At 70.3% G+C, this 26,115-nt stretch carries 25 protein-coding genes and 2 tRNA genes; 14 read left to right on the forward strand and 13 right to left on the reverse strand.

Annotated elements, in window-relative coordinates; genetic code table 11:
* Positions 1 to 47 precede the first annotated feature (47 nt).
* The 8 genes from BMW78_RS10640 to rpmH all read right to left on the reverse strand — a co-directional run bounded on the left by BMW78_RS10640 (position 48) and on the right by rpmH (position 6,530).
* Positions 48 to 1,283, reverse strand: coding sequence for a ParB/RepB/Spo0J family partition protein (locus BMW78_RS10640; protein WP_091759197.1), 1,236 nt, complete (start codon positions 1,281 to 1,283; stop codon positions 48 to 50).
* A gap of 50 nt (positions 1,284 to 1,333) precedes the next feature.
* Positions 1,334 to 2,374, reverse strand: a complete 1,041-nt coding sequence (locus BMW78_RS10645; RefSeq protein ID WP_091759050.1) for a ParA family protein — start codon at positions 2,372 to 2,374, stop codon at positions 1,334 to 1,336.
* Between the two features lie 769 nt (positions 2,375 to 3,143).
* Positions 3,144 to 3,881 (reverse strand): 16S rRNA (guanine(527)-N(7))-methyltransferase RsmG, encoded by a 738-nt coding sequence (gene rsmG / locus BMW78_RS10650; RefSeq protein ID WP_245735779.1) that lies wholly within the window; start codon positions 3,879 to 3,881, stop codon positions 3,144 to 3,146.
* A gap of 37 nt (positions 3,882 to 3,918) precedes the next feature.
* Positions 3,919 to 4,572, reverse strand: coding sequence for a Jag family protein (locus BMW78_RS10655; RefSeq protein WP_245735780.1), 654 nt, complete (start codon positions 4,570 to 4,572; stop codon positions 3,919 to 3,921).
* A 96-nt stretch (positions 4,573 to 4,668) separates the two neighbouring features.
* Positions 4,669 to 5,664, reverse strand: coding sequence for a membrane protein insertase YidC (yidC, locus tag BMW78_RS10660; RefSeq protein ID WP_091759200.1), 996 nt, complete (start codon positions 5,662 to 5,664; stop codon positions 4,669 to 4,671).
* A 92-nt stretch (positions 5,665 to 5,756) separates the two neighbouring features.
* Positions 5,757 to 6,005 (reverse strand): membrane protein insertion efficiency factor YidD, encoded by a 249-nt coding sequence (gene yidD, locus BMW78_RS10665; RefSeq protein WP_245735781.1) that lies wholly within the window; start codon positions 6,003 to 6,005, stop codon positions 5,757 to 5,759.
* Complete coding sequence (rnpA, locus tag BMW78_RS10670; RefSeq protein ID WP_091759054.1) at positions 6,002 to 6,382, reverse strand: ribonuclease P protein component; 381 nt, start codon at positions 6,380 to 6,382, stop codon at positions 6,002 to 6,004. The genes yidD and rnpA overlap by 4 nt, the downstream gene beginning before the upstream one ends.
* Before the next feature lie 10 nt (positions 6,383 to 6,392).
* Positions 6,393 to 6,530: a 50S ribosomal protein L34 gene (rpmH, locus tag BMW78_RS10675; protein WP_013885212.1), complete on the reverse strand. Its 138-nt coding sequence runs from the start codon at positions 6,528 to 6,530 to the stop codon at positions 6,393 to 6,395.
* A 439-nt stretch (positions 6,531 to 6,969) separates the two neighbouring features.
* Here rpmH and dnaA point away from each other — a divergent pair, with 439 nt between their 5' ends.
* The gene (gene dnaA, locus BMW78_RS10680) at positions 6,970 to 8,457 is read left to right on the forward strand and encodes a chromosomal replication initiator protein DnaA (RefSeq protein WP_091759056.1); all 1,488 of its coding nucleotides are present in this window, start codon (positions 6,970 to 6,972) and stop codon (positions 8,455 to 8,457) included.
* Here dnaA and BMW78_RS10685 read toward each other — a convergent pair.
* Positions 8,438 to 9,379 (reverse strand): NAD-dependent epimerase/dehydratase family protein, encoded by a 942-nt coding sequence (locus tag BMW78_RS10685; RefSeq protein WP_091759204.1) that lies wholly within the window; start codon positions 9,377 to 9,379, stop codon positions 8,438 to 8,440. The genes dnaA and BMW78_RS10685 overlap by 20 nt on opposite strands.
* 163 nt (positions 9,380 to 9,542) lie before the next feature.
* On the opposite strand from BMW78_RS10685, the gene BMW78_RS10690 reads away from it, so the two are divergent.
* The 6 genes from BMW78_RS10690 to BMW78_RS10715 all read left to right on the forward strand — a co-directional run bounded on the left by BMW78_RS10690 (position 9,543) and on the right by BMW78_RS10715 (position 15,610).
* Complete coding sequence (locus BMW78_RS10690) at positions 9,543 to 10,280, forward strand: TetR/AcrR family transcriptional regulator (protein ID WP_091759058.1); 738 nt, start codon at positions 9,543 to 9,545, stop codon at positions 10,278 to 10,280.
* Between the two features lie 630 nt (positions 10,281 to 10,910).
* Positions 10,911 to 12,044 carry a DNA polymerase III subunit beta gene (dnaN, locus tag BMW78_RS10695; RefSeq protein ID WP_091759060.1) on the forward strand — a complete coding sequence of 378 codons (1,134 nt, stop codon included), beginning with the start codon at positions 10,911 to 10,913 and terminating at the stop codon, positions 12,042 to 12,044.
* A 104-nt stretch (positions 12,045 to 12,148) separates the two neighbouring features.
* Positions 12,149 to 13,261, forward strand: a complete 1,113-nt coding sequence (gene gnd / locus BMW78_RS10700; RefSeq protein WP_091759062.1) for a phosphogluconate dehydrogenase (NAD(+)-dependent, decarboxylating) — start codon at positions 12,149 to 12,151, stop codon at positions 13,259 to 13,261.
* 48 nt (positions 13,262 to 13,309) lie between these two features.
* Positions 13,310 to 14,506: a DNA replication/repair protein RecF gene (gene recF, locus BMW78_RS10705; RefSeq protein ID WP_091759064.1), complete on the forward strand. Its 1,197-nt coding sequence runs from the start codon at positions 13,310 to 13,312 to the stop codon at positions 14,504 to 14,506.
* Positions 14,499 to 15,062, forward strand: a complete 564-nt coding sequence (locus tag BMW78_RS10710) for a DciA family protein (protein WP_425439048.1) — start codon at positions 14,499 to 14,501, stop codon at positions 15,060 to 15,062. Before recF ends, BMW78_RS10710 begins: the two co-directional genes overlap by 8 nt.
* An 11-nt stretch (positions 15,063 to 15,073) precedes the next feature.
* Entirely contained in the window at positions 15,074 to 15,610 is a 537-nt protein-coding gene (locus tag BMW78_RS10715) for an NUDIX domain-containing protein (RefSeq protein WP_091759066.1), read from the forward strand.
* 26 nt (positions 15,611 to 15,636) lie between these two features.
* On the opposite strand, the gene BMW78_RS10720 is transcribed toward BMW78_RS10715, so the two are convergent.
* The gene (locus BMW78_RS10720) at positions 15,637 to 16,383 is read right to left on the reverse strand and encodes a metallophosphoesterase family protein (RefSeq protein WP_091759068.1); all 747 of its coding nucleotides are present in this window, start codon (positions 16,381 to 16,383) and stop codon (positions 15,637 to 15,639) included.
* Between the two features lie 170 nt (positions 16,384 to 16,553).
* Here BMW78_RS10720 and BMW78_RS10725 point away from each other — a divergent pair, with 170 nt between their 5' ends.
* The gene (locus BMW78_RS10725) at positions 16,554 to 17,954 is read left to right on the forward strand and encodes a protealysin inhibitor emfourin (protein ID WP_245735782.1); all 1,401 of its coding nucleotides are present in this window, start codon (positions 16,554 to 16,556) and stop codon (positions 17,952 to 17,954) included.
* A 31-nt stretch (positions 17,955 to 17,985) separates the two neighbouring features.
* Here the strand turns inward: BMW78_RS10725 and BMW78_RS10730 are convergent, their stop codons facing one another.
* On the reverse strand, positions 17,986 to 18,765 hold the full coding sequence (locus tag BMW78_RS10730; RefSeq protein WP_091759072.1) for a hypothetical protein: 780 nt from the start codon (positions 18,763 to 18,765) through the stop codon (positions 17,986 to 17,988).
* A 444-nt stretch (positions 18,766 to 19,209) separates the two neighbouring features.
* On the opposite strand from BMW78_RS10730, the gene gyrB reads away from it, so the two are divergent.
* The 6 genes from gyrB to BMW78_RS10755 all read left to right on the forward strand — a co-directional run bounded on the left by gyrB (position 19,210) and on the right by BMW78_RS10755 (position 25,253).
* Positions 19,210 to 21,354, forward strand: coding sequence for a DNA topoisomerase (ATP-hydrolyzing) subunit B (gene gyrB, locus BMW78_RS10735; protein WP_091759207.1), 2,145 nt, complete (start codon positions 19,210 to 19,212; stop codon positions 21,352 to 21,354).
* Between the two features lie 160 nt (positions 21,355 to 21,514).
* Complete coding sequence (gene gyrA / locus BMW78_RS10740; RefSeq protein WP_091759074.1) at positions 21,515 to 24,184, forward strand: DNA gyrase subunit A; 2,670 nt, start codon at positions 21,515 to 21,517, stop codon at positions 24,182 to 24,184.
* The gene (locus tag BMW78_RS10745; RefSeq protein WP_091759076.1) at positions 24,181 to 24,687 is read left to right on the forward strand and encodes a DUF3566 domain-containing protein; all 507 of its coding nucleotides are present in this window, start codon (positions 24,181 to 24,183) and stop codon (positions 24,685 to 24,687) included. The genes gyrA and BMW78_RS10745 overlap by 4 nt, the downstream gene beginning before the upstream one ends.
* Before the next feature lie 195 nt (positions 24,688 to 24,882).
* Positions 24,883 to 24,959: transfer RNA gene (locus BMW78_RS10750), tRNA-Ile, on the forward strand.
* A 47-nt stretch (positions 24,960 to 25,006) separates the two neighbouring features.
* A complete protein-coding gene (locus BMW78_RS21025) occupies positions 25,007 to 25,132 on the forward strand; it encodes a DLW-39 family protein (RefSeq protein WP_218144312.1) in 126 nt (41 codons plus the stop codon).
* Between the two features lie 45 nt (positions 25,133 to 25,177).
* A tRNA-Ala gene (locus BMW78_RS10755) sits at positions 25,178 to 25,253 on the forward strand.
* 79 nt (positions 25,254 to 25,332) lie between these two features.
* On the opposite strand, the gene BMW78_RS10760 is transcribed toward BMW78_RS10755, so the two are convergent.
* Together BMW78_RS10760 and BMW78_RS10765 are read right to left on the reverse strand one after the other, a co-directional pair.
* Positions 25,333 to 25,686 (reverse strand): hypothetical protein, encoded by a 354-nt coding sequence (locus BMW78_RS10760; RefSeq protein ID WP_143056217.1) that lies wholly within the window; start codon positions 25,684 to 25,686, stop codon positions 25,333 to 25,335.
* A 186-nt stretch (positions 25,687 to 25,872) separates the two neighbouring features.
* On the reverse strand, positions 25,873 to 26,115 hold a 243-nt coding region (locus tag BMW78_RS10765), incomplete at its 5' end, for a dihydrofolate reductase family protein (protein WP_177180257.1).

A 26,115-nucleotide genomic window follows, 5' to 3' on the forward strand; every position in this document is an offset into this window, starting at 1 on the left:
GCTTTGAGACGATTCTCGATGCGCCTGGGGCTATAGAAGGACTGTCGTCAGGCCGTGGCGCGCGGGTCCAGCCCCAGCATCTCGACGATGCGGTTGAGGTCGTCGACCGAGGCGAACTCGACGGTCAGCTTGCCCTTGCGCTGGCCGAGCGCGATGTTCACCCGCGTGTCGAAGCGGTCGGACAGACGCGCGGCGAGGTCGTCCAGCTGCGGGTGCCGGCCGCCGGCACGGGGCCGGCGAGGCTTCACGCGCTCCTGGTCGCCGCCGAGCGCCACGATCTCCTCGACGCTGCGCACCGACAGTCCCTCGGCCACGATGCGCTGGGCCAGCCGCTCCATGGCGGCCGCGTCATCAAGAGCCAGCAGGGCGCGGGCGTGCCCCGCGCTGAGGACACCGGCCGCGACGCGGCGAGCGACCAGCGGCGGCAGCTTGAGCAGCCGCAGCGTGTTGGAGATCTGCGGGCGCGAGCGACCGATGCGGCCGGCGAGCTCGTCGTGGGTGCACCCGAAGTCCTCGAGCAGCTGCTGGTATGCCGCGGCCTCCTCCAGCGCGTTCAGCTGGCTGCGGTGCAGGTTCTCCAGCAGGGCGTCGCGGAGGAGGTCGTCGTCCTCGGTCTCCTTGATGATCGCCGGGATGACCTCCAGCCCGGCCTCCTGTGTGGCCCTCCAGCGGCGCTCACCCATGATGAGCTCGAACCGGATGTCACCCTCGCCGTCCGTGATCGGGCGGACGACGATCGGCTGGAGCACCCCGATCTCGCGGATGCTGTGCACCAGCTCGGCCATGTCGTCCTCGTCGAAGACGGTGCGCGGCTGCCGCGGGTTGGGGCGGATGGAGTTGACCGGGATCTCCGCGTAGGTCGCGCCCGGCACCGGTGCCAGGTCGGTCTGCGTGGTGTCCCCGGTCTGCGTCATGTCGGCGGCCTCGGTCGCACCCGCGTCGACGCCACCGTTGGCGGAACCCTGCTCAGCCGTGGCCGACTCCACGTCGTTCGCGCCGCTGTGGACGCCGCCCTCCTGCGGCCGCTCCTCAGCGTGCCCCGGCGTGGATCGATCCGTGGCCGGTCCTGCCCCGTTGGTGGAGGGCGAGCCCGGGCTGGTGTGGTCGGTGATCGCCGGGTTGTCGGCCACCTCGTGCGGCGGCGTCGCCACGCCCGGACGGGTGACCGTCGCACTGTTGTCCTTGAAGAAGACGTCGACGGGCCGCGTAGCGCCCTCTCCTGCGGGGGTGCTGGGGATCAGGGCTCCCAGCCCGCGCCCGAGGGCGCGACGCTTCTCGCTCATCTGCTGGCCTTTCTTGTTCTGTGCCGGGGGTGTGCTCGGAGTGGTCGTGCTCATGAGGGCTGTTCCGCTGCGCCACGGTCGGCCAGCTCGCTGGCCGCCTCCAGGTAGGACAGCGCACCGCTGCTGTTCGGGTCGTACGTCATGACTGTCTGTCCGTGGCTCGGGGCCTCGGAGATGCGGACGGAGCGGGGCACCGACGTACGCAGCACCTGCTGCGGGAAGTGGGCCCGCACCTCTTCGGCCACCTGCGCCGACAGCCGGGTGCGCCCGTCGTACATCGTGAGCAGGATCGTGGAGACGTGCAGCGTCTGGTTCAGGTGGCTCTTGATGAGCTCGATGTTCTTGAGCAGCTGCGAGAGGCCTTCGAGCGCGTAGTACTCACACTGGATCGGGATGAACACCTCGTCGGCGGCGACGAAGGCGTTGACCGTCAGCAGCCCGAGGCTCGGCGGGCAGTCCACGAAGACGTAGTCGGGCACGGCGTGGCCCAGCTCCTCCGCCGAGCCGATGAAGGCGGCGATCGCCTTCTGGAGGCGCGTCTCGCGCGCCACCATCGAGACGAGCTCGATCTCCGCGCCGGCCAGGTCGATGGTGGCCGGGGCACAGAACAGTCCCGGCACGTCAGGGCACTCCTGCACGACCTCGCTGATCGGCGTGCCGTCCACGAGTACGTCATAGATGCTCGGCACCTCGGCGTGGTGCTCGATCCCCAGCGCTGTGCTCGCATTTCCCTGCGGGTCGATGTCGATGACGAGCACGGTCAGTCCGGCTTGCGCCAGGGCGGCAGCCACGTTGACCGTGGTCGTGGTCTTGCCGACGCCGCCCTTCTGGTTCGCCACCGTCATGACGCGGGTGTGTGCGGGCTTGGGGAAGCGACGGCCGCTGAGGGCGATGCGCTTGCGGGCGTCAGCCGCCACGGCCTGCGCGAGCGGGGTGTCGGCGCCGGCGGCTGGGAGGGCTGACGCCAGCGCGGTGCGCTCGTCGGTGTCATCTGTTTCACGTGAAACGACGGCCGCCAATGCCTCCTCCGCTGCCTGGGCGTCTCCCCTGTGGTGCTCGTCGGCGGCTGCCTGGCCGTCGGCGCTTGTCACGCCAGCTTCCTGGATGGGCTCCGCGCCTGCGGTGGTAGCCGGGATGGGCAGGTCTGCCTTAATCCCGGTTTCGACGAGAGCCCCCATGTCGGCCGCGTCAGTTTCACGTGAAACGGCTCCGTGTACCGCAGCCGTCGCGCTCGTTTCACGTGAAACGGCGCCCGGTTCGAGAGCGGGCGGGTCACCATTCGGGGAAGCCGAGCCGTTGATCGAGTCCGCCGGGACTCCAGCCGCAGCGCTCTCGGTTGCAACGGGCCCATGGGAACCGGCAGGGGCGGACGTTGCGGCTTCCGCCCCACCCACCGAGACGTCATCGTCATCCGCGACATCATCGGCGACGTTGATGGCAACAACAGCGGACGGATCGACTGACCGGTCCCCGGAAACCTCCGTCACGGCGCTGCGCGCGTCGAGGCTGGAATCGCCACGCACCGGAGCCTCGGCGACCGGCTGCCGGGACGACCCGCTCGGCCCGCTCGACTCAGCTGGGCCGGTCGAATCACTCGACTCACTGGAGGCGCTCGTGGTGCCGGCCTGGAGGTCGGTTTCACGTGAAACCCGATCCTCAGCGGGCCAGCCCAAGGGGGCAGTACGGGGGCCAACGAGTCCGGGCCATCCCAGGCCTCGCTCGAGCTGCCGTGTTTCCGTCACTCCGTCACCTCGTCGTACCCGCTGGACACATGGACCTCATCCAACCGTACGAGGGACGCGGGTCCAAACCCGGGAGGGCGCGCCCCGGTGCGCCGCGGGAATCGCCCGGTGGTCGCCCCTACGTGGTGCGCCTGCCTCCCTTGGTGGCGCCCTTCGGTCGACGACCTCCTTGGGTGCGAGCAATCTTCGAGACGTTCCGTGCGGCGGCGCCCACCGTGAGCTCCAGAGTGATGGTGGGGACCTCGAGCAGGTCTGCGCCATAGGTGCGGATGGCGGCGTCGACCATGCCCAGCTGGGTCAGCACCCGCCGCTCCTCCTCGAGCTCCTGCGCCGCCTGCTCACCCTTGAGGGCCACCAGCACCCCACCGTCGTCCAGCAGCGGGAAGGTCCACCGGGCCAGCTTGTCGATGCGGGCCACGGCTCGAGCGGTGGCGTAGGGCGCCGACAGCCGGCCGGTGAACTCCTCGGCCCGGCCCCGGTGGACCGCAACGTTGTCGAGCCCGAGCAGCTCCGCGGTCGTGGACAGCCAGGTCGTGCGACGCAGCATCGGCTCGACGAGGTGCAGACGCAGGTCCGGCCGCGCCACGGCCAGCGCCAGTCCGGGCAGGCCAGCACCCGACCCGACGTCGATGACAGAGGCGCCCTGGGGAAAGGCGTGGTGGGCGACGGCGCAGTTCAGCACGTGCCGATCCCAGAGGCGCGGCACCTCCCTGGGTCCGATCAGGCCGTGGCTGACGCCGGTGTCAGCCAGGACCGCGGCGAACCGTTCTGCCAGTGCCAACCGCTCTCCGAAGATGGCGGCTGCAGCAGCAGGAGCCGCCGGCAGTGCTGCCGACGGCTCCTGGTCACCGCTCACGGGCGGATTCTCGCTCATGCGTGTTCCACGTGAAACATCACGCGGGCAGCACCACGACGTGACGGTGCGGCTCGGTGCCCTCGGACTCCGACGACAGCCCAGCGGAGAGCACCTCGTCGTGCACGACCTTGCGCTCGAAGGCGCTCATCGAGGCGAGCGCCTTCTTCTCACCCGTGGCCTTGACGTCGTCGATCGCCTCACGGGCGATGTCCACCAGGGCGGAACGACGCTCGGCGCGGTGGCCGGCGACGTCGAGCATGAGGCGGCTCCGTTCACCGGTCGCCGACTGCACCGCGAGGCGGGTCAGCTCCTGAAGGGCCTCGAGCACCTTGCCGTCCGGGCCGACGAGGCGGCGCGGCACCCGACCCTCCTCGGAGTCGACGATGGCGACAGCCGCGCGGTCGCCGTCGACGTCCACGTCGATGTCACCGTCGAGGTCGGCGATGTCGAGCAGCGTCTCCAGGAAGTCGGCGGCCACCTCGCCCTCCCGCTCGAGGTCGGCGATCTTGGTGCGACCGCCGCGGGCGCGGGTGGTGCCGCCCTCAGTCGTGGGCTCGGTGGTGGACTCGGTGGTGGACTCGGTGGACTGGACCGACTCCAGGACGTCGGCCACGTCTGCGGCGGGGTCGACGTGGGCGGGGACGGTGTCGTGCACGTCCGTCTCCTGCGGCTCCGTGGTGTTGTCGCTCATGTTCTTCTCCTGTGCAAAGGCTGGTGGACAGCCGGATCTGGGCTTGAGCAGGCGGGCGCTCAGCAGTGCGCCGCTCTGGGGGTCAGGCCGACGGCGCTACTTGCGCTTCTTGGCGCGCTTCGGCTGCTGCCGCTGGCCGGAGGGCTTGGCGGTCCCGCCCTCGCCGGACGCTGCCGAGCTGCCGTCACCTGTGGTCGAACCGTTCGACGCAGAGCTCTCGAGGCCGGGGACGGTGAGCTCCTTGACCGGCTTGCCCCGCTTTGCGCGTCTCTCCTGCAGCGCCTTCTCCGCGGGCGAGCCCGGCGCCGGCATGCGGCGGATCACGTAGAACTGCTGGCACATGGACCAGATGTTCGTGGTCGTCCAGTAGATGAGGACACCGATCGGGAAGTTGACGCCCGAGATCGCGAAGAAGAGCGGCATCAGGTACAGCAGGACCTTCTGCTGCTTCGCGAAGGGGTTGTCCAGCGCCGAGGCCGGCATGTTCTTCGTCATCAGCTGGCGCTGGGTGGTGAAGGTGGTCGCCGACATCAGGACGATCAGCAGGATGGTGACGACCTTCGTCGTCATCGTGTCCGCGCCGATGAACTTGTCCGAGAGCTGGGCGCCGAGGAAGGTCGACTGCTCTGCTTGGGCAGCCACATCCTTGGTGATCGGGCCGATGGGGTCGTGCGTGCCGGCCGCGATGGCGCCGAGGTTGTTGAGCACCCGGAAGAGACCGAAGAAGAACGGCGACTGCACCAGGATCGGCATGCACGACGAGAACGGGTTGGTGCCCGTCCGCTTGTACAGGTCCATCGTCTCCTGCGTCATGGCCTGACGGGAGTCCGGGTCGGTCTTGCCCTTGTACTTCGCCTGGATCTTCTGCATCTCGGGCTGGATGAGCTGCATCCGGCGGGAGGCGTGGATCTGGCGGACGAACAGCGGGATCATCGCGGCGCGCATGACCAGCACGAGGCCCACGATGGACAGCACCCAGGAGGCACCCGACGCCGGGTCGAGCCCGATCGCCGTGAAGACCTGGTGCCAGCCGTAGAGGATCCAGGAGACGATCCACTCAAAGGGGTAGATCACACGTTCGAATGTGCTCATGCTGTCCTTCACTCGTGGGGGTGAGCTCCTGCTCACCCGTGGTCCGGACCGCGGTGGGTATGCCGCGGCGCCGGGCAGTCAGGTGGTCGCCGTCAGCGGGCGGCCGGGGCGGGTGGGACGTGGTCGACGCCACCCGGCGTCCAGGGGTGGCACCTCAGCAACCTCCGGACGGCCAGCCAGGTTCCCTTCAGGGGACCGAACCGGCGGATGGCGGTGAGGGCGTACTGGGAGCACGACGGGTAGTACCGGCACGTGGGCGGGGTCATCGGCGAGATGACCCGCTGGTAGAAGAGGAGCAGGCCGATCAGCGGTGCGGCGAGCACCTTCTGGAGCGTCTTCACCGGGCACCGCCCGCAACAGCGGTGCCCAGGCGCCGCAGGACCCTGGCCAGGAGGGCGTCGAGGTCGGCTCCCAGCTCTGGCGAACTCGCCTGTGCCGCAGGGGGATTCGCGCGGATCACGAGGTCTGTCCCGAGTGGGATCCGGTCGAGCCGCTGGTGCGCCAGGGCGCGCAGCCGGCGCTTGGTCCGGTTGCGGACGACGGCGGAGCCCACGGCCTTGGAGACAACAAAACCGACCCGCGGCGGGTGACCCGCACGCGCGTCGGTCTGGTTGGCGTGAACCACGATGAGGCGGGAGCCCGATCGTGCTCCCCCTGTTGCTCGGACCGCTGCCGCGAAGTCGGCGCTCTGACGCAGCCGGTGCTGCGCGGGCAGCACGTCCGGGGCCTCAGGCGGAGAGCTCGGAGCGGCCCTTGCGGCGACGGGCGGCCAGGATGGCGCGGCCAGCGCGGGTGCGCATGCGCAGGCGGAAGCCGTGGGTCTTGGCCCGACGACGGTTGTTCGGCTGGAAAGTACGCTTGCTCACGTTGATCTCCGTAACTGGTCGGACCCGGGTGGTCCGCAGGTGCTGGCGGGGGCGGCCGACGTCGGCCGCAATCGGAAGCCCGCGAAGCAGGTCACGGGCATGCGAAAACGGCCGACAAGGCCTCGCCTACGGTACGCGAGCGCCGCCGAGAGGGTCAAACCAGCACTGCCTGTTCCGCCGGCGCGTGCGGCTACCAGCGGCTCCGCCCGACGGCGTGGCGACACGCCGAGCACGGCCAAGAATTTCCGTGCTCAGCGCCCACCAATTTCCGCGATCAGGTTGCTCGGCCTGCTCCAAGGTTGTTAGCGTCCCCCGTCGGCGCCCCGACCGAGCCGATCTCCACAGATTGTGGAAAAGCGTGTGGACAGACCACAATGGCGGCTCAGTGGCCAGGCCGAGACGAGCGAGACCGACCAAAGAACTCCAGGGGTGTTGACCAGTGGCAGACGCTGATCTGAACTACGGTCAGGTCTGGCAGAACACCCTCTCGGCACTCGACGCCAACGGCATTCCCGCCCAGCAGCGGGCATTCCTCAGCCTCGCCCGCCTCGTGGGCCTGCTCGACGGCACGGCACTGGTGGCCGTGCCCAACGACTTCACCAAGGACGTCGTCGAGACGCGGGTGCGTGAGCAGGTCACCCGGGCACTGTCCTCCCAGCTCGGCAGCGACGTGCGGCTGGCCGTGACGGTCGACTCCTCGCTCGACCTCGACCACACCGAGCCGACGACGGGCCTGAGCCAGCACGGCGTCCCCGCCACGACCGCGCCGCTGTCCGCCTCCGCCCCGCTGACCCTCGGCCAGGACAGCGTGCCCGCGCCGGCCCTGCCCGAGCAGGAGACCTTCGCGGCTCGGCGGCCCCGGCCCGACGACAGCATCTCGGTGACCGAGGCCGAGGCGACCCGGCTGAACCCGAAGTACACCTTCGACACGTTCGTGATCGGTGCGAGCAACCGCTTCGCCCACGCGGCGGCGGTCGCGGTCGCCGAGGCACCGGCCAAGGCCTACAACCCGCTGTTCGTCTACGGCGAGTCCGGACTGGGCAAGACGCACCTGCTGCACGCGATCGGCCACTACGCGCGCAACCTGTACCCCAACGTCAAGGTGCGCTACGTGAACTCCGAGGAGTTCACCAACGACTTCATCAACAGCATCCGCGATGACAAGGCGAGCAACTTCCAGCGTCGCTACCGCGACGTCGACGTGCTGCTGATCGACGACATCCAGTTCCTCCAGGGCAAGGTCCAGACCCAGGAGGAGTTCTTCCACACCTTCAACACGCTGCACAACGCCAACAAGCAGGTGGTCATCACCAGCGACCTGCCACCGAAGCTGCTCTCCGGCTTCGAGGAGCGCATGCGCAGCCGCTTCGAGTGGGGCCTGCTGACCGACGTGCAGCCGCCCGACCTCGAGACCCGTATCGCGATCCTGCGCAAGAAGGCCATCCAGGAGCGGATGAGCGCGCCCGACGAGGTGCTCGAGTTCATCGCGAGCCGGATCTCCACCAACATCCGCGAGCTCGAGGGCGCCCTGATCCGCGTGACCGCCTTCGCCAGCCTCAACCGCCAGAGCGTCGACATGGGCCTGGCCGAGATCGTGCTCAAGGACCTCATCCCGAACGAGCAGGGCAGCCAGATCACCAGCGCGACGATCATGGCCCAGACCGCGGCGTACTTCGGCCTGAGCATCGACGACCTGTGCGGGTCATCCCGCTCCCGGGTGCTGGTGACCGCCCGCCAGATCGCGATGTACCTGTGCCGTGAGCTGACCGACCTGTCGCTGCCCAAGATCGGCCAGCAGTTCGGCGGCCGCGACCACACCACGGTGATGCACGCCGACCGAAAGATCCGCGAGCTCATGGGTGAGCGCCGCGCGATCTACAACCAGGTCACCGAGCTGACCAACCGCATCAAGCAGCAGTCGCGCTGAGCCACTCCACGGTCTCCCTCAGGGTGACCTCCCACGGCGTCGGCTGAAGGCCGAAGACCTCGGTCGTGTGCGTGGCGTCGAGCACGAACGGCCGCTCGAACTGGTGCCGCGTCTCGCGCAGCTCCCGCAGCAGGGGCACCACGGTTCCCAGGGCTGTCACCGCACCACGAGGTATGCCGTGCACGGCCCTGGGTGCCCGTCCACAGAGCTGCGCCACCTCGCCGACGACCTCGCGCACGCTGCGTGGCGGGGCGCTCGGCACGTGCCAGGCCTGTCCCCACGACCGGTCGTCGGTGGCGAGCACCGCCGCCAGTCGTGCGGTGTCGCGCACGTCGGTCCACGTGTGGGGGGCGTCCGGGTCGCCCATCACCAGCCACACCGGCCGGTCCTTCACCACACGCGCGATGACCATGGAGTTCAGCAGGCTCTGGGCACCGACCCCGGGGCCCGTGTAGTCCGACGCCCGCAGCTCGGTGGCGCGCACCCGACCGGACCGGTGGGCTTCCAGCGCCGTCTCCCACATGCGGGCCCGCAGCTGCCCCTTGTGGCCGTTGGGCCGCAGCGGGGTCTGCTCGGTCATCGGCCCGTCGACCATGCCGTACCCGTAGAGGTTGCCGACGGTCACCAAGCCGGCGCCGGAGCGCTCGGCGGCGGTCAGCGCAGCCTGGGCCAACGGCGGCCAGTCACGCTCCCACGTGGTGTAGTTCGGCGGGTTCAGCGCGTTGACGATCGCCTCCGCTCCCTCGGCCAAAGTGGTCAGCCGCTCGGCATCGGCCGCGTCGGCCGCGACCGCTCGCACGCCTTCGTGTGCCGGCCCGCGACCCGACCTCGAGACCACCGTGACCTCGTGACCCCTGTCCGCGAGCTCGACCGCCGTGCCCTGCCCGATCGCACCGGCACCCAGCACCAGGAACTGTCCCATCGCCTTCTCCTCCATGTCTGCTCAACCCTGCACTGCTCGACTCCACGGATCCCCGGAGCAAAATGTGAGCGGTGCTCTCTGTTGAGAGCAGTAAACACCCAGACCGAGAAAGAAACAAGAGCACCGCTCACACAAGTGGGCACTGATCTGACATGCTGGCGCCATGACGCGAGCTGACGGCATACGTGCCCGGAACCGGGCCGCCATGGAGGCGGAGATCCTGCGGGTCGCCGCAGAGGAGCTGGCCCGGCACGGTGCAGCGGCGCTGTCCCTGCGGGCGGTTGCCCGAGAGATGGGCATGGCCTCCTCGGCCATCTACCGCTACGTGCGAGACCGCGACGAGCTGCTGACCCGGCTCATCGTGGCGGCCTACACCTCGCTCGGCGACGCGGTCGAGGCCGCCCACGCGACCGTCGACCCCGCGGACCTCGACGGACGCTGGTGGGCGGTGGGCACGGCCCTGCGCGACTGGGCCAGGTCGCACCCGCACGAGTACGCCCTTCTCTACGGCTCACCCGTCCCGGACTACCGCGCCCCCGCCGAGCAGACCAACGAGCCGGGCACGCGGGTGCAGGCCCTGCTCGTGCGCCTGCTCGCCGACGCCCAGCGGGTCGGCCGCCTCCGCGACGCCGCCGCCGGCATCGCCCCCGGCGTCCAGGTGCGGGCCGAGGCGGCCGCCGGACCGCTGCTCGACGACCCGTTCTTCGCCGACGCGGGGCTCGACGCCCCTGCCGTCATGGCCGGACTGGCCGCCTGGACCCTGCTCCTCGGCACGGTCACGACCGAGCTCTTCGAGCAGCTCGGCGACACGATCCCCGACCCGGACGCGTATTTCGCGTACATGCTCGAGGTGGCCGGCCGCCTGGTCCTGACGCCCGCGACGGCGACTGTCCACAGCTGAGCCGTCCACAGGGTTGTCCACACATGTGGGTAGTGCGTGACCGGGCCGTGACGTGGACAACCGCGCAGGTGGGCGTCCGGAAGGACCCACCTTGGGGTGTTTTGGCCGATGGTCCACACTTGGGGAAAACCTTGTGGAGGAAATCGGCCGACCACAGGTTTGCCCCCACGTTGTCCACAGCGCAACCGACCGGTGACACCCCTGTGCACAGCGCGTGGACGGCTCGTGGACGAGGACTGCTGACGCTGGGGACCACTGCCAACAGGGTGTGGACGGCCTGTGGACAACGTTTCGCCGTCCACAGGGACCCTCCGTCGCAGCGGACCGCGGTCCACGGGTGGTGCACACGCCCATCGGGCCGCTGGCCTGCGTCGATGCGGGCTTGTCCACAGGTTCCACAACGCCTATGGAGATGACGAGATCCATCCATTCACTGATACCGCCCCGCGTACCTGGGGGTGGATGACCCCGAGCCGGACCCCCGGTCGAATGACAGGAACGGGCTTTGGTCGAACCGGGTTTGCAGGACCCCCCTCGGGCACTAGGGTCAGTGCCCCCACGAGAATGTGGTTCTGACAACAGTGGTGTGGTTACACGCGTGTGCGCAGTCGTGAAGGGCGGGTTCCCAAGGTGAAGTTCCGGGTCGAACGTGAGGTTCTCGCCGATGCCGTGACCTGGGTGGCGCGCGGCCTGCCGGCGCGACCCCCGGTCCCGGTGCTCGCGGGCGTGCTCATCGAGGCGAACGAGGAGGGCAGCCTGACCCTCTCCGCGTTCGACTACGAGGTCTCCGCCAAGGTCACCGTGCCGGCCGAGGTCGCCGAGCCCGGCACCGTGCTCGTCCTCGGCCGCCTGCTCGCCGACATCTCCCGCAACCTGCCGAACCGCCCGATCGACGTGACCACCGAGGGCAACAAGGTCGCCGTCACGTGCGGGTCCTCGCGGTTCAGCCTGCTGATGATGCCGTCGGAGGACTACCCGACCCTCCCCACCGCACCCGAGCCCACGGGCACCATCGCCGGCGACGTCTTCACCCAGGCGGTCGCCCAGGTCTCGATCGCCGCCGACCGCGGTGACACCCTCCCGATCCTCACCGGCGTCCGCGTCGAGGTCGACGGCGAGAAGATGACGCTGCTGGCCACCGACCGCTACCGGCTCGCGATGCGGGAGCTGACCTGGAACCCCGAGGCCACCGACGCCAGCCACGTCGCGCTCATCCCCGCCCGCACCCTCTCCGAGACGGCCAAGGCGCTCGGTGCCGCCGGCTCGATCGAGGTCGCGCTCGGCGGTGCCGCCGGTGGCGACGGACTCGTCGGCTTCGAGGCCGGGCAGCGCCGCACGACCACCCGCCTGCTCGACGGCGAGTACCCCAAGGTCACCTCGATCTTCCCGACCAGCGTCGACACCGAGGCGGTCGTCAAGACCTCCGAGCTCGTCGAGGCCGTCAAGCGCGTCTCCCTCGTCGCCGAGCGCAACACCCCGGTGCGGCTGCGCTTCTCCGAGGGCCAGGTCACGATCGAGGCCGGCACCGGCGACGACGCCCAGGCGTCCGAGGCGGTCGAGTCGACCCTGACCGGCCCCGAGGTGGAGATCGCGTTCAACCCGCAGTTCCTCCTGGACGGGTTGGGCGCGGTTGGCACGGAGTTCAGCCGGCTCTCCTTCACCCAGCCGTCGCGGCCGGCCGTCCTCTCGGGCCAGGCCGAGATCGACGGCGAGGCGGACACGTCGTACCGCTATGTGCTGATGCCGGTGCGTTTCGCGAGCTGACCGGGGCCGGGCGTAGCCTTGAGCGCCACGTGCCCGCGGTGCACGTATGCCGCGTGGTGCGCACGCGGCATACCGCACCACCAACGACGGAAGGCTTCCTCACCATGCAGCTGGGTCTGATCGGTCTGGGCAAGATGGGCGGCAACATGCGCGAGCGGCTGCGCCGCGCAGGCCACGAGGTCATCGGCTTCGACCGCAACCCGGAGGTCTCCGACGTGCGGACCATGGCTGCGCTAGTGAAGAAGCTCGAGGCGCCCCGCGTCGTGTGGGTGATGGTGCCCTCCGGTGACCCGACCCGGCAGACGGTGGCCAAGCTGGCCGAGATGCTCGACGAGGGCGACCTGGTGATCGACGGCGGCAACAGCCGGTTCACCGACGACTTCGAGAACGAGAAGCTCCTCAAGACCAAGGGCATCGGCTACCTCGACTGCGGTGTCTCCGGCGGCATCTGGGGCCTGGAGAACGGCTACGGCCTGATGGTCGGCGGCTCGGCCGCCAATGTGAAGCGAGCCATGCCGATCTTCGACGCGCTGCGCCCGGAGGGCCCCCGCGAGGAGGGCTTCGTCCACGCCGGCAAGGTCGGCGCGGGTCACTACACGAAGATGGTGCACAACGGCATCGAGTACGGCCTGATGGCCGCCTACGCCGAGGGCTACGAGCTGCTGGAGGCCAAGGACATCGTCACCGACGTGCCCGGCGCCTTCAAGGCGTGGACCCGTGGCACCGTCGTGCGGTCCTGGCTGCTCGACCTGCTGGTCGACGCGCTGGAGAAGAACCCCCACCTCGACGACGTGTCCGGCTACACGGTGGACTCGGGCGAGGGCCGCTGGACCGTCGAGGAGGCCATCGCCAACTCGGTGCCGATGCCGGTCATCTCGGCGTCGCTGTTCTCCCGGTTCGCCTCGCGCCAGAAGGAGTCGCCGACCATGCAGGCCGTGGCGGCGCTGCGCGGCGGGTTCGGCGGCCACCAGGTCATGTCCGTGGCCGAGGGCGAGGAGCTGCGCAACCAGGGCGCGCCCAAGCACGAGAAGGCGGTCGCCGAGAAGGTCGCGCCGAAGGAGAAGCCGACCCGCAGCGCGAAGAAGGCCGCCAGCAAGGGGCGCCAGGCGGCTTCGGCCGGACCGTCCTCCGGCACCGGCGCCACCAGCCGACGTGGGCGCGGGTCGCGTGCCGCCACCGAGGCCGGACCGACCTCGGGCACCGGCGAGACGTCCTGACGTCGCGCCGGCCCGCACACCCGCCCACTGCCTGAGCTGGCCTGACCCGTGTACGTCCGCCACCTGACCGTCTCGAACTTCCGCAGCTACGAGACCGCCGAGCTGCCGCTCGCGCCTGGCGTGACGACCCTGGTGGGGCTCAACGGGCAGGGCAAGACCAACCTGGTCGAGGCGATCGGCTACCTCGCCAGCCTCTCCAGCCACCGGGTCGCCACCGACGCCCCGCTCGTGCGGTTCGGCGCCGACCAGGCGGTGATCCGCGGCCTGGTGGTGCATGACGGCCGCGAGACGCTCATCGAGCTCGAGCTGAACCCGGGTCGGGCCAACCGAGCCCGGCTCGGCCGCTCCCCGGTGCAACGGCCCCGCGAGGTGCTCGGCGCCCTGCGCACTGTGCTCTTCGCCCCCGAGGACCTCGCGCTCGTCAAGGGCGACCCGTCGGAGCGGCGCAGGTTCCTCGACGAGCTGCTCGTCGCCCGCCAGCCGCGCTGGGCGGGGGTGCGCTCGGACTACGACAAGGTACTCAAGCAGCGCAACGCCCTGCTGAAGTCGGCGGCACCGGTGCTGCGCAAGGGCTCCCGCTACCGGCCCCGCCCAGGTGAGGAGCCCGCCGACGACGCACGCGCGTCGGCGCTGCACACCCTCGACATCTGGAACGAGCACCTCGCGAGCGTGGGCTCCCAGCTGCTCTACGCCCGCCTCCGGCTGCTGCGCGACCTCGCCCCCTACCTCGCCAAGGCCTACGACGAGGTCAGCGCCGGCCAGTCCGACGCCCGGGTCTCCTACCGGTCCAGCCTGCGTGAGGAGACCGCGGCCGCCATCGCCGCCGGCGAGGTGCCCGAGATCGAGCAGCTGCGCACCGAGATCCTCGCCGCCCTCGACGAGGCCCGGCCCCGCGAGGTCGAGCGCGGCGTCTCCCTCGTCGGTCCGCACCGCGACGACGTCACGCTGACCCTCGGCGAGCTGCCGGCCAAGGGCTACGCCAGCCACGGCGAGTCTTGGTCGTTCGCGCTGGGACTCAAGCTCGCGGCATACCAGCTGCTGCGCCACGACCTCGGCGACGACCCGGTGCTCGTGCTCGACGACGTCTTCGCCGAGCTCGACTCCGGCCGCCGCGAGCGGCTGGCCGCGATGATCGGCGACTGTGAGCAGGTGCTCATCACCGCGGCCGTCGCCGCCGACGTGCCCGACTCGCTGAGCGGGCAGACGTATGCCGTGACGCTGGGCGAGGTGCGGGCGCGTGAGTGACGACCTGCCCACAGACCCCGTCGCGGACGACGGTTTCTCCTCCGAGGAGGCGCTCGACGAGCGTGCCGACGACGCTGCCGCCGCGGCCCTGGCCCGCGCCCGGGCGGCCGCCAAGGCCAAGGGGCTGCGGCCCGGGCTGAAGCCGATGCGGCGCCGGCGTTACGGGGTGCCGGAGAGCGCGAAGTCCCGCACGCGCGACGGCCGTGACCCGCTGCTGCTCGGCGACCAGATGGACCGCCTGCTCGGCGACCGCGGGTGGCGCGTCGACGTGGCGGTCGGCTCGGTGATGGGCAGGTGGCCGGCGATCGTGGGCCCCGAGGTGGCCCAGCACTGCACGCCGGTGACCTTCCAGGACGGCGTGCTCACGGTGCGCGCCGACTCCACGGCGTGGGCCACCCAGATCCGGCTGCTGACGTCCTCGATCCTCGGCCGGCTCGACGGCGAGGTCGGCAAGGGCACTGTCGCCGAGCTGAAGGTCGTGGGGCCGAGCGCGCCGTCGTGGTCGAAGGGTCCGCGCCGGTCGCAGGGGCCGGGTCCGCGGGACACCTACGGGTAGGGGGAACGACAGTGGCGTGGGAGACGAGGCACTCGCGGACGGCGTACGAGAACCCGTGGATCCGGGTGCGTGAGGACCAGGTGGTGCGGCCCGGCGGGGCCGACGGCGTCTACGGAGTCGTCGAGCTCAGGCAGCCGGCCGTCTTCGTCGTGGCCCTGACCGACGATGACGAGGTCGTGCTCGTCACCGTGGACCGGCACACCACTGGCCGCTCGACGGAGGTGCCGGCGGGCGGCACCGACGGCGAGGACCCGCTCGTCGCCGCCCAGCGCGAGCTGTTCGAGGAGAGCGGCTACAGCGCGTCGCACTGGGAGCACGTCGGGTCGATGCAGGCGCTCAACGGCGTCTGCGAGGCGCCCGAGCACGTCTTCGTCGCACGCGGACTCACCCGTGCCGTGGCGACGGGGCACCACGAGGAGGGCATCAGCGAGGTGCGGACGGTGCCGTTCGCCGAGGTCCTGGCGATGGTGCGCCGCGGCGAGATCACCGACGGCGAGACGGTCGCCGCGCTGATGTATGCCGCCCTCCACCTCGGTCGGGTGCACTGACCCTTGCGTTGGGTGGGCAGGCGCACTCAGCGGCCGTCGCGCGGGGCGAAGACGGTCAGGGCCACGGCGTCGCTGTGCCTCGAGCGGATGTACTCGTCGGCCCACGCCTGTCGGTCGGGGTAGGTCGACTCGGCCACGACGCGTGCGCACGTGGCGTCGACGTCGATCTCGGTGTGGCGGAGGCTGACCTGGCCGTCGCGCAGCAGTGCCCAGGCACCGCCGGGCCGGCCGTAGGGCATGCCGATGCTGCCGGGGTTGACGACGAGGCGGCGGTCGACGAGGCGCACGAACGGCATGTGCGTGTGCCCGCACACCACGGTCTGGACGGCGGCGGGCAGGTCGGCGAACACCTCGGCCCAGCGCTCGAGGCGGGTGTCGACGAGCACCACCTCGTCGTCGTCGCGGGGGCTGCCGTGGCAGAACAGCACCGGGCCGAACCCGTCGACGTCGAGGCTGACGGGGTGCGGCAGCCGGTCGAGCAGGGCGACCTGGTCGTCGCGGAGCTGGTGTGCGGCCCACACCGACTCGGGGTGCTCGCATGGTGCACCGCGGGTGATGCCCACGAGCTCGCGGTCGGCGTTCCCCCGGACCAGCACGCAGCGCTCCCCCAGTGAGGTGAGCAGGTCGAGGGTCTCGACAGGCATCGGTCCGGCGGCGTGGTCGCCGGTCACCACCACGAGGTCGGCGCTCGCGACGTCGGCCTCGGCCAGCACCGCCTCGAGCACGGGCAGCACGCCGTGGACGTCGGAGAGCACTGCGACGGAGGCGGCCATGCCGGCAGGCTAGGCGGCCGCACCGACCGCGGTCACCCGCTTTCCGCCTGCTTCCGCCGCCGGCTGGCGGTGTCGGTGGGCCGGCGCAGACTGGCTGTATGAGGGGAACGCCAGCACCGTCGTCAGTCCGTCCACCCATCCCACCGCGCTGCACGATCATCCCGCCGTACGTGCTTCAAGCCATCGCGGAGTCGAGCGACCCCGTCGCCGCCGACCGGGCGGTGCGGGCCCTGGAGCGCGACGCGTCGCTGCGCGAGCGGCGCCGGGGGCGTTCCGAGGCCGCTCCCGCGCCCACCCTGCCGCCCGCGTCACGACCGGCTCCGGGCACGCCCGACTCGCCGCAGCGGGTGGTGTCCGACGCGGGCAAGGCCGAGAAGCTGCCCGGCCGGGTGGTGCGCCGCGAGGGCGAGCCGGCCACCGGCGACGCCGCGGCCGACGAGGCCTACGACGGACTGGGCGCGACCTGGGAGCTGTACGCCACGGCATACGGGCGCAACTCCCTCGACGGCCGTGGCCTGCCGCTGCTCGCGAGCGTCCACTACGGCACCGACTACGACAACGCCTTCTGGGACGGCACCCAGATGGTGTTCGGTGACGGCGACGGCCGCTACTTCCAGCGGTTCACGGCCAGCCTCGACGTCATCGGCCACGAGCTGACCCACGGTGTCACCGAGCTGACCGCGGGTCTGACCTACCGGGGGCAGCCGGGAGCTCTCAACGAGAGCATCTCCGACGTGTTCGGGTCGCTGGTGCGCCAGCGGCTGCTCGGCCAGCGCGCTGACCAGGCCGACTGGCTGATCGGCGCCGACCTGCTCACCGACGCCGTGCACGGGGTGGCGCTGCGCTCGCTGGCGGCGCCCGGCACGGCCTACGACGATCCCGTGCTCGGGAAGGACCCGCAGCCGGCGCACATGGACGCCTTCGTGCAGACCGCCGACGACAACGGCGGCGTGCACATCAACTCCGGTATCCCCAACCACGCCTTCTACCTCGCTGCCACGGCCGTCGGTGGCTACGCCTGGGAGCGTGTGGGCCGGACCTGGTATGCCGTGCTCACCGGTCCCGGGATCAGCGCGGACTGCGACTTCGCCACCTTCGCGCGGCTCACCGTGGATGCCGCCCGGGCGCAGGAGGGCGAGTCGTCCTCGCTGGCCGAGGCGGTGCAGTCGGCGTGGGAGCAGGTCGGGGTGCTGCAGGCGGGCAGCTCGGCGGCGCCCGCGCCCATCGCGCCGAGCGGGCAGGAGCCCACCGGTGGAGAGGGGTCGCCGGGTGGCGAGGGTGCACCCGGTCGGGGCACCGAGGTGCTGGTGCGCCGCACAGGTGGGTTCGCCGGCCTGACTCGCGAGCGGTCGGTGCGGCTGGAGGAGCTGCCCGGCGACGACGCCGACCAGTGGACGCACCTGTTGGCGACCCGACGGCTGTCGGCGTTCAGCAACGGCCCCATCCACCCCGACGCCTACTGCTACGAGGTGCGGTGTGACGCGCCCCCGACGCGGGTGAGCATGCCGGAGCCGCGGCTTCCCGAGGAGGTGAGGGGCCTGCTGGAGCGGACCCTTGCCAGCGGCGACTGAGCCGCCCCGTGACCCGGGTGCTATCGGGCTGCTACTCGATGGTGCGCAGAGTCTTGAGGACGCGGGCGCCCATGCGCTGGGACTCCGCGGCGGAGAAGGCGGTGACGGTGACGGAGGCGATCGCCCCGTCGGGGGTCTCGAGGTACTGCTGCTCGCCGTACTGCCGGTACTTCTGGGGGCCGACGCGGTAGTCGACCCGCACCACGGGACCGGCCGCCGTCGCCACGCGCTTCACCGCGGTGACCGTGCCGCCCAGCATGCCGGTGATCTCCCGCCTGATGGCGGCGTCGGTCGGCAGCGCGTCCAGTGGCAGGCGGGCGACGACGATGCTGGCGGTCCTGCCGTCGTCCGCCCGGCCGACGACCATCCGGTCCACCTGGTTCAGCACGCCATTGCGCAGGGAGTCAGGCGAGATTCCCATCCCTTTCGCCAGCTCGTCGAGGGCGCCGCTGTCCTTGAAGTACTTCTCGGGGTCGATCTCCATGAAGAGGGTCGGCGCCGCGAAGCCGATGTCGAGGCTGTCGACGACAACGAGGCGCTCGGTCGGCTCGATCCCACCCGCCGCGGGCCGCTTCGGCGGGACGGGGGCGCTCCGTGACGTGGGAGTGGTCGAGGCTCCAGCAGTCGAGGTCCCGGCGTCGGTCGCGCCGGAGGCTCCGGGCACCGGGACCGTGGGGGTGACCGCGTCGGGCTGGCTGGGCACCGCGGTGATGGTGGGCGTGGCCATCACCCGGTCGACCACCCCGCAGCCACCGAGCGAGGCGGTCGCTGCGAGGGAGACGCCGAGCGCGAGGCAGGCCAGACCGGACAAGCCGGCCCTGGTCCTTCGCGCCCTCCTCGGCATGGCTGACATCCCCCGCATGGCGACCCCCCGCATGGGGCGCAACGATAGGGAAGACCGTGGGCGGGCGAGGTGGGTTTGGCGGAGTTCGGTCCGGTCGACCGATGGGAGGACGACCGGGTCAACGACCGGGTCGCCAGGCCCGAACCGACAGTCAAGGAGCGCCGAAATGGGGCGCTGAGGGGCCGGGGTGCGATCCCCGACATGGATCTGCCCCCGATTTTGCCTAGAAAGTGGCCTCACGGGCCTCCTGAACACAACTTGGGGCGGTTCGCCCGGTAAACTGGATGACGATCCCGCGACCAGGTGGTCTCCACTCTGGTCGCGTGCCATGACCGGCACCAGGAGCGGCAGCGACGCCGCACCCGTGCCATCTGAAGAAGGAGCACCGTGTCCGAGCCTGCCAACACGCCCATGCCCCACGAGTCCGGATCCGAGAGCCTGAACGCCGCCGAGGCGGAGCAGGCCCGGGTCGCGGCGGAGGCAGAGCTCGCCGGGGCCCCGCAGGGGTCGGACTACGACGCCAGCGCCATCACGGTCCTCGAGGGCCTCGAGGCGGTGCGCAAGCGGCCCGGCATGTACATCGGCTCCACCGGGGAGCGCGGCCTGCACCACCTGGTGTGGGAGATCGTCGACAACTCGGTGGACGAGGCCCTCGCCGGCTACGCCGACACCATCGACGTCACGCTCCTGGCTGACGGGGGCGTCCGCGTCTCCGACAACGGCCGGGGCATCCCCACCGGCCTGAACGAGCAGTACGGCGTCTCCACCGTCGAGCTCGTGCTCACCCAGCTGCACGCCGGCGGCAAGTTCGGTGGCGGCGGCTACAAGGTCTCCGGTGGCCTGCACGGCGTGGGCTCCTCCGTGGTCAACGCCCTCTCGACCCGGCTAGACGCCGAGGTCCACCAGCTCGGGCACGCGTGGCGGATGTCCTTCGACCACGGCGTGCCGGTGGCGCCGCTGGCCAAGGAGGAGGCGTCGGACCGCAGCGGCACCACGATCACCTTCTGGGCCAACGCTGACATCTTCGAGAGCACGACCTACGACTTCGAGACCATCCGGGCCCGCTTCCAGCAGATGGCCTTCCTCAACAAGGGCCTGACGATCAACCTGACCGACGAACGCGTCGCGCAGGAGGAGTCGAGCAAGGACGACATCGACCTCGACAACCTCGAGGCGGATGTGGAGGAGGAGACCGTCGAGGTCGACTCGGCCACCGCCGAGGCGGAGGGCGCGGCGCCCAAGAAGCAGAAGGCCAAGAAGGTCACCTACCGCTACGACAACGGCCTGGTCGACTACGTCACCCACCTCGTCGGCTCGAAGAAGTCCGAGCCGGTGCACCCCGAGATCATCTCGATCGAGTCGGAGGACACCGAGCGCCAGCTGTCCCTGGAGCTGGCCATGCAGTGGACCACTGCCTACTCGGAGTCGGTGCACACCTACGCCAACACCATCAACACCCACGAGGGCGGCACCCATGAGGAGGGCTTCCGTGCGGCGATGACGAAGCTCATCAACGACTTCGCGCGCAAGCAGAACATCCTCAAGGAGAAGGACGACAACCTCACCGGCGACGACGTCCGTGAGGGCCTGACCGCCGTCGTGTCGGTCAAGCTCGGCGAGCCGCAGTTCGAGGGCCAGACGAAGACCAAGCTCGGCAACTCCGAGGTCAAGGGCTTCGTCCAGCGCGCCATGACCGACGAGTTCGGCCACTGGCTGGAGACGCACCCCAACGAGGGCAAGGACATCGTCCGCAAGTCGGTGCAGGCGGCCGCCGCCCGCATGGCGGCCCGCAAGGCGCGCGAGGCGACCCGGCGCAAGGGCCTGCTGGAGTCCGGCGGCCTGCCGGGCAAGCTGCGAGACTGCCAGAGCAAGGACCCGAGCCTGTCCGAGGTCTTCATCGTCGAGGGTGACTCCGCGGGCGGCTCGGCCGTGCGTGGCCGCAACCCCAGCACCCAGGCGATCCTCCCGATCCGCGGCAAGATCCTCAACGTCGAGAAGGCCCGCATCGACAAGGTCCTCTCCAACAACGAGGTCCAGGCGCTGATCTCGGCGTTCGGCACCGGCATCGGTGAGGACTTCGACCTCGAGAAGGCGCGCTACCACAAGATCGTGCTCATGGCCGACGCCGACGTCGACGGCCTGCACATCCGGACGCTGCTGCTGACGCTGCTGTTCCGCTTCATGCGGCCCCTCATCGAGGCCGGCTACGTCTACCTCGCGCAGCCGCCGCTCTACCGCCTGAAGTGGAGCAACCACGCCCACGAGTTCGCCTACTCCGACCGTGAGCGTGACGCGATGGTCGCGGCCGGCCAGAGCCAGGGCTGGCGCCTGCCGAAGGACGCCGGCATCCAGCGCTACAAGGGTCTGGGCGAGATGGACTACCAGGAGCTGTGGGAGACCACGATGGACCCCGACCACCGCGTCCTGCTCCAGGTCACCCTCGACGACGCCGCGGCGGCCGACGAGATCTTCGCGGTGCTGATGGGCGAGGACGTCGAGTCGCGGCGCGGCTTCATCCAGCGCAACGCCCGCGACGTGCGCTTCCTCGACATCTGAGGAACGAGCGATGACGAAGATGTCGCAACAGCGCAGGCTCTAGGCCCGTATGCCGTGGCTGGGTTCCACGTGAAACCGAGCCAGCGCGCAGAGCGCGCGCACGGCATACCCCAGCTCTTTGAAACCCGTTGACAGATAAGGGAATTGCGTGACTGACGGAATGCCGCCGATTGAGACGGACCGCACCGAGGCGGTCGACCTCAACACCGAGATGCAGCGCAGCTACATCGACTACGCGATGACGGTCATCGTCAGCCGCGCGCTGCCGGACGTGCGGGACGGCCTCAAGCCGGTGCACCGCCGCGTCGTGTACGCGATGTACGACGGCGGCTACCGGCCCGACCGTGGGTACAACAAGTGCTCGCGCGTCGTCGGCGAGGTCATGGGCCAGTACCACCCGCACGGTGACGCCTCGATCTACGACGCCCTGGTGCGCCTCGTGCAGGACTGGTCGATGCGCTACCCGCTCGTCGACGGCCAGGGCAACTTCGGCTCGCCCGGTGACGACCCCGCGGCCGCGCCGCGGTACACCGAGTGCCGGATGGCGCCGCTGGCCATGGAGATGGTCCGTGACATCCACGAGGACACTGTCGACTTCCGCGACAACTACGACGGCAAGACCCAGGAGCCGACGGTCCTGCCGAGCCGGTTCCCGAACCTGCTCGTCAACGGCTCGTCCGGCATCGCGGTGGGCATGGCCACCAACATCCCGCCGCACAACCTGCGCGAGGTGGCCTCCGGCGCCCAGTGGTACCTGCAGAACCCCGAGGCCTCCCGAGAGGAGCTGCTCGAGGCGCTGCTGAAGCGCATCCAGGGCCCGGACTTCCCGACCGGCGCGCTGATCCTGGGCCGCAAGGGCATCGAGGACGCCTACCGCACCGGCCGCGGCTCGATCATCATGCGCGCGGTCGTCGAGGTCGAGGAGATCCACAACAGGCAGTGCCTGGTGGTCACCGAGCTGCCCTACCAGGTCAACCCCGACTCCCTCGCGCAGAAGATCGCCGAGCTGGTCAAGGAGGGTCGCCTCCAGGGCATCGCCGACATCCGCGACGAGACCTCCGGCCGCACCGGCCAGCGCCTGGTCATCGTGCTCAAGCGCGACGCCGTGGCGAAGGTGGTGCTCAACAACCTCTACAAGCACACCCAGCTGCAGACCAACTTCGGCGCCAACATGCTCGCCCTGGTCGACGGGGTGCCGCGCACCCTGCCGATCGACGCCTTCATCCGGTACTGGGTGGAGCACCAGATCGAGGTCATCGTCCGGCGCACGACCTTCCGCCTGCGCAAGGCCGAGGCCGACATCCACATCCTGCGTGGTCTGCTCAAGGCCCTGGACGCCCTTGACGAGGTCATCGCCCTCATCCGCCGCTCCCCCACCGTGGAGGAGGCCCGTGACGGCCTGATCCAGCTGTTGGAGATCGACGAGATCCAGGCCGGCGCGATCCTCAACATGCAGCTGCGCCGCCTGGCCGCCCTGGAGCGCCAGAAGATCATCGACGAGCACGACCGCCTCGAGGCGATGATCCGGGACTACCAGGACATCCTGGCCAAGCCCGAGCGCCAGCGGACGATCGTCTCCGAGGAGCTCGCCGAGCTCACCGAGAAGTACGGCGACGAACGGCGCTCCAAGATCGAGTTCTTCGACGGCGACATGTCGATGGAGGACCTGATCCCCGAGGAGGACGTGGTCGTCACCATCACCCGTGGCGGTTACGCCAAGCGCACCCGGGTCGACGCCTACCGCAGCCAGGGTCGCGGCGGGAAGGGCGTGCGTGGCACCCAGCTGCGCGGTGACGACATGGTCGAGCACTTCTTCACGACCACCTCGCACCACTGGCTGCTGTTCTTCACCAACCTCGGTCGGGTCTACCGGGCCAAGACCTACGAGCTGCCCGACGCGGGCCGGGACGCCAAGGGGCAGCACGTCGCCAACCTGCTGGCCTTCCAGCCGGACGAGCACATCGCCCAGGTGCTCGACATCCGCGACTACGACCAGGCCCCCTACCTGGTGCTGGCGACCCGCAACGGCCTGGTGAAGAAGACGCGCCTGGCGGACTACGACTCCCCGCGCAGCGGTGGCCTCATCGCGGTCAACCTCCGCGACGGCGACGAGCTCGTGGCCGCCGACCTGGCGTCCTCCGACGACGACCTGCTGCTGGTCTCGCGCAACGGCCAGTCGGCCCGCTTCCACGCCGACGACGACACGCTGCGCCCGATGGGCCGGGCCACCAGCGGCGTGACGGGCATGCGGTTCCGCGACTCCGACTCCCTGCTCTCCCTCAGCGTCATCGAGGACGGCACCGACCCCGACGTCTTCGTGGTCTTCGAGAACGGGCTGGCCAAGCGCACCGCCGTCTCGGAGTGGAGCGTGAAGGGCCGCGGCATCTTCGGCGTCGCGGTCGCCAAGATCACCGAGAAGAACGGCCAGGTGGTCGGCGCGCTCACCGTCGAGGAGGAGGACGAGGTCCTGGCCATCATGGGCAAGGGCAACATCGTGCGCTCCGGCGTCTCGCTGGTGACCCGACGCGGTCGCAACACCCAGGGCATGCGCTTCGTGACCCCGCCCAAGGGCGACGTCGTCGTCGCGGTCGCCCGCAGCGTCGAGCGCGAGGCCGACGAGGAGGCCATGGGCGAGGTCGAGGAGGTCAAGGCCGAGGACGTGCGCGACGAGGCCGGCACGACCGGTGCCGTGGAGGCCGAGGCCGGCAACGGCGATGTCCAGAACGGCGGTGCCGATGAGGCGCCGGAGGCCGAGGATGCCGTACCGTCGGAGGAGACCGACCAGCCGGCCGAGGCCGGCGAGGACGACGCCGCTGGAGGTAACGAGTGAGCACGGCAGGCCCGACGAGCACGTCGGCGCGCCCGCAGGGTCCGGGCCCCCGCCCGGGTCAGGGCGCCCAGCAGGCGTCGCAGCAGACCCGACCCACCCCTCAGGGCCGTCCCGCCGGGGCACCCGCCCCGGCGGGCCGAAGCAGACGCGTCAAGCTGACCGTCTCGCGGATCGACCCGTGGTCGGCGATGAAGATGTCGTTCCTCATCTCCGTGGCCCTCGGCATCGCCGGTGTCGTGATGGTGGCGGTGCTGTGGATGATCCTGTCCGGGATGGGCGTGTTCTCCGAGGTCAACCGCCTCGTCGGCACGATCCTCCAGGACAGCGAGAACCCGTTCAACCTCATGGACTTCCTCGGCTTCGGCCGGGTGCTGTCCCTCTCGATCGTCATCGGCGTCATCGACGTCATCCTGCTGACCGCGCTCTCCACGCTGGGCGCGTTCCTGTACAACATCTGCTCCTCGCTGGTCGGCGGCCTGCAGCTCACGCTCACCGACGACTGAGGCCCGTTTCCCCGTCGCCAGGCACCTCCCGGTGCCGGCCCACGGAGGCCGGCCAGACGGCATACCGAACCCCTCTGGGCCACCCCCTCACCCACCCGGATGAGGGGGTGGCCCCGTTTTGGAGGTCGGTATGCCGGTGAGGTAACCTCATGCGTCGCAGGCCCCTCCCGGGCGCCTGCTGCGGTGATTGGGCACGGGCCTATAGCTCAGACGGTTAGAGCGCTTCCCTGATAAGGAAGAGGCCACAGGTTCAAGTCCTGTTAGGCCCACCAATCCCGATCTCGCACGTTCGAAGGCCGCGAACCGGACGGAGAGCCTCATGGGGAAGAAGCTCCTGCTACTGATCGCGACGGCCATCGGTGCCGCCGCCCTGCAGAAGAAGTTCAAGGACCAGCAGGCCGAGCGTGACCTCTGGCACGAGGCGACGGACCGCCCGACCAACTGAATCGACTCACCAGGAGCCCCACCGGCGCCTGGAAGTCACCCGCAAGGGGCCATGGCGCAATTGGTAGCGCACCTGCTTTGCAAGCAGGGGGTTAGGGGTTCGAGTCCCCTTGGCTCCACCACAGGTCACAGGCCCTTTCCGCTCGACGGAGAGGGCCTTTTCCATGCCACTTGAGCAGCGTTTTACAGCAGTAGGGGTCACTACTGCCCTCTGCCAACGCGCTCCCCAGGTGCAGCAGTGCCTGGCGCGCGCACCGCCACCTCGGCCGGCCCGCCGTCAGACAGCAGGACCACCGCCTGCTCCGCGGCGTCGAACCGCACCGACAGTTGCTCCTCGCCGACCCGGGCGGTGAAGGTGGCCTCCGCGTCGCCCCCCCGGGCGTGGGACAGCCGGATCAGCCCGCGGCCGGACAGGTCCTCGATGAGGAAGAAGGCCGCCTCGGCTCCCAGGGCCGCAGCCAGCTCACGGGTCACCGCTTCCACCGCGTCGAGGGGGAGGCGTTCTCCGCGGCGTCCAGCACCCGGCTCAGTGCCCCCCGAGTCCGGGTCTTCCATCGTTGGAGCATAGAGCGCCGGCGGGCGCGGGACGGGCGTTACGGCGGGCACCAGGGGACAGCCCGCTAGCACGGTTCGACAACTCAGGGAGAGCCGGAGCGTCCCGGTCTGGGCCGAACAGTGAAGGGCCCCGTACCTGGGCCGCCAGGCGTTGCTCAAACGGGCCGCTACGTACACTCCTGTTCATCACCCGTTGATGCGGTACCTCAGCCAGACGCTCCCGCTGGCAGTCGGCGTGGCGGTGACGAGAGTCAGCTCACGGAGATCATTCACCTGCGCGAACAGGCGTGGGCCGACCGGATCGACGACACGACCCACGGCGAGACACAACTCGTCGACCAGACCCTGAGCCAGCAAGGACTGGGCAAGGGTGATGCTGCCGTGTACGCCCACGTCGCCCCCCGTCTGCGCCCTCACCTGGGCCACGAC

The organism is Pedococcus cremeus (assembly GCF_900111375.1).
GTDB lineage: Bacteria > Actinomycetota > Actinomycetes > Actinomycetales > Dermatophilaceae > Pedococcus_A > Pedococcus_A cremeus.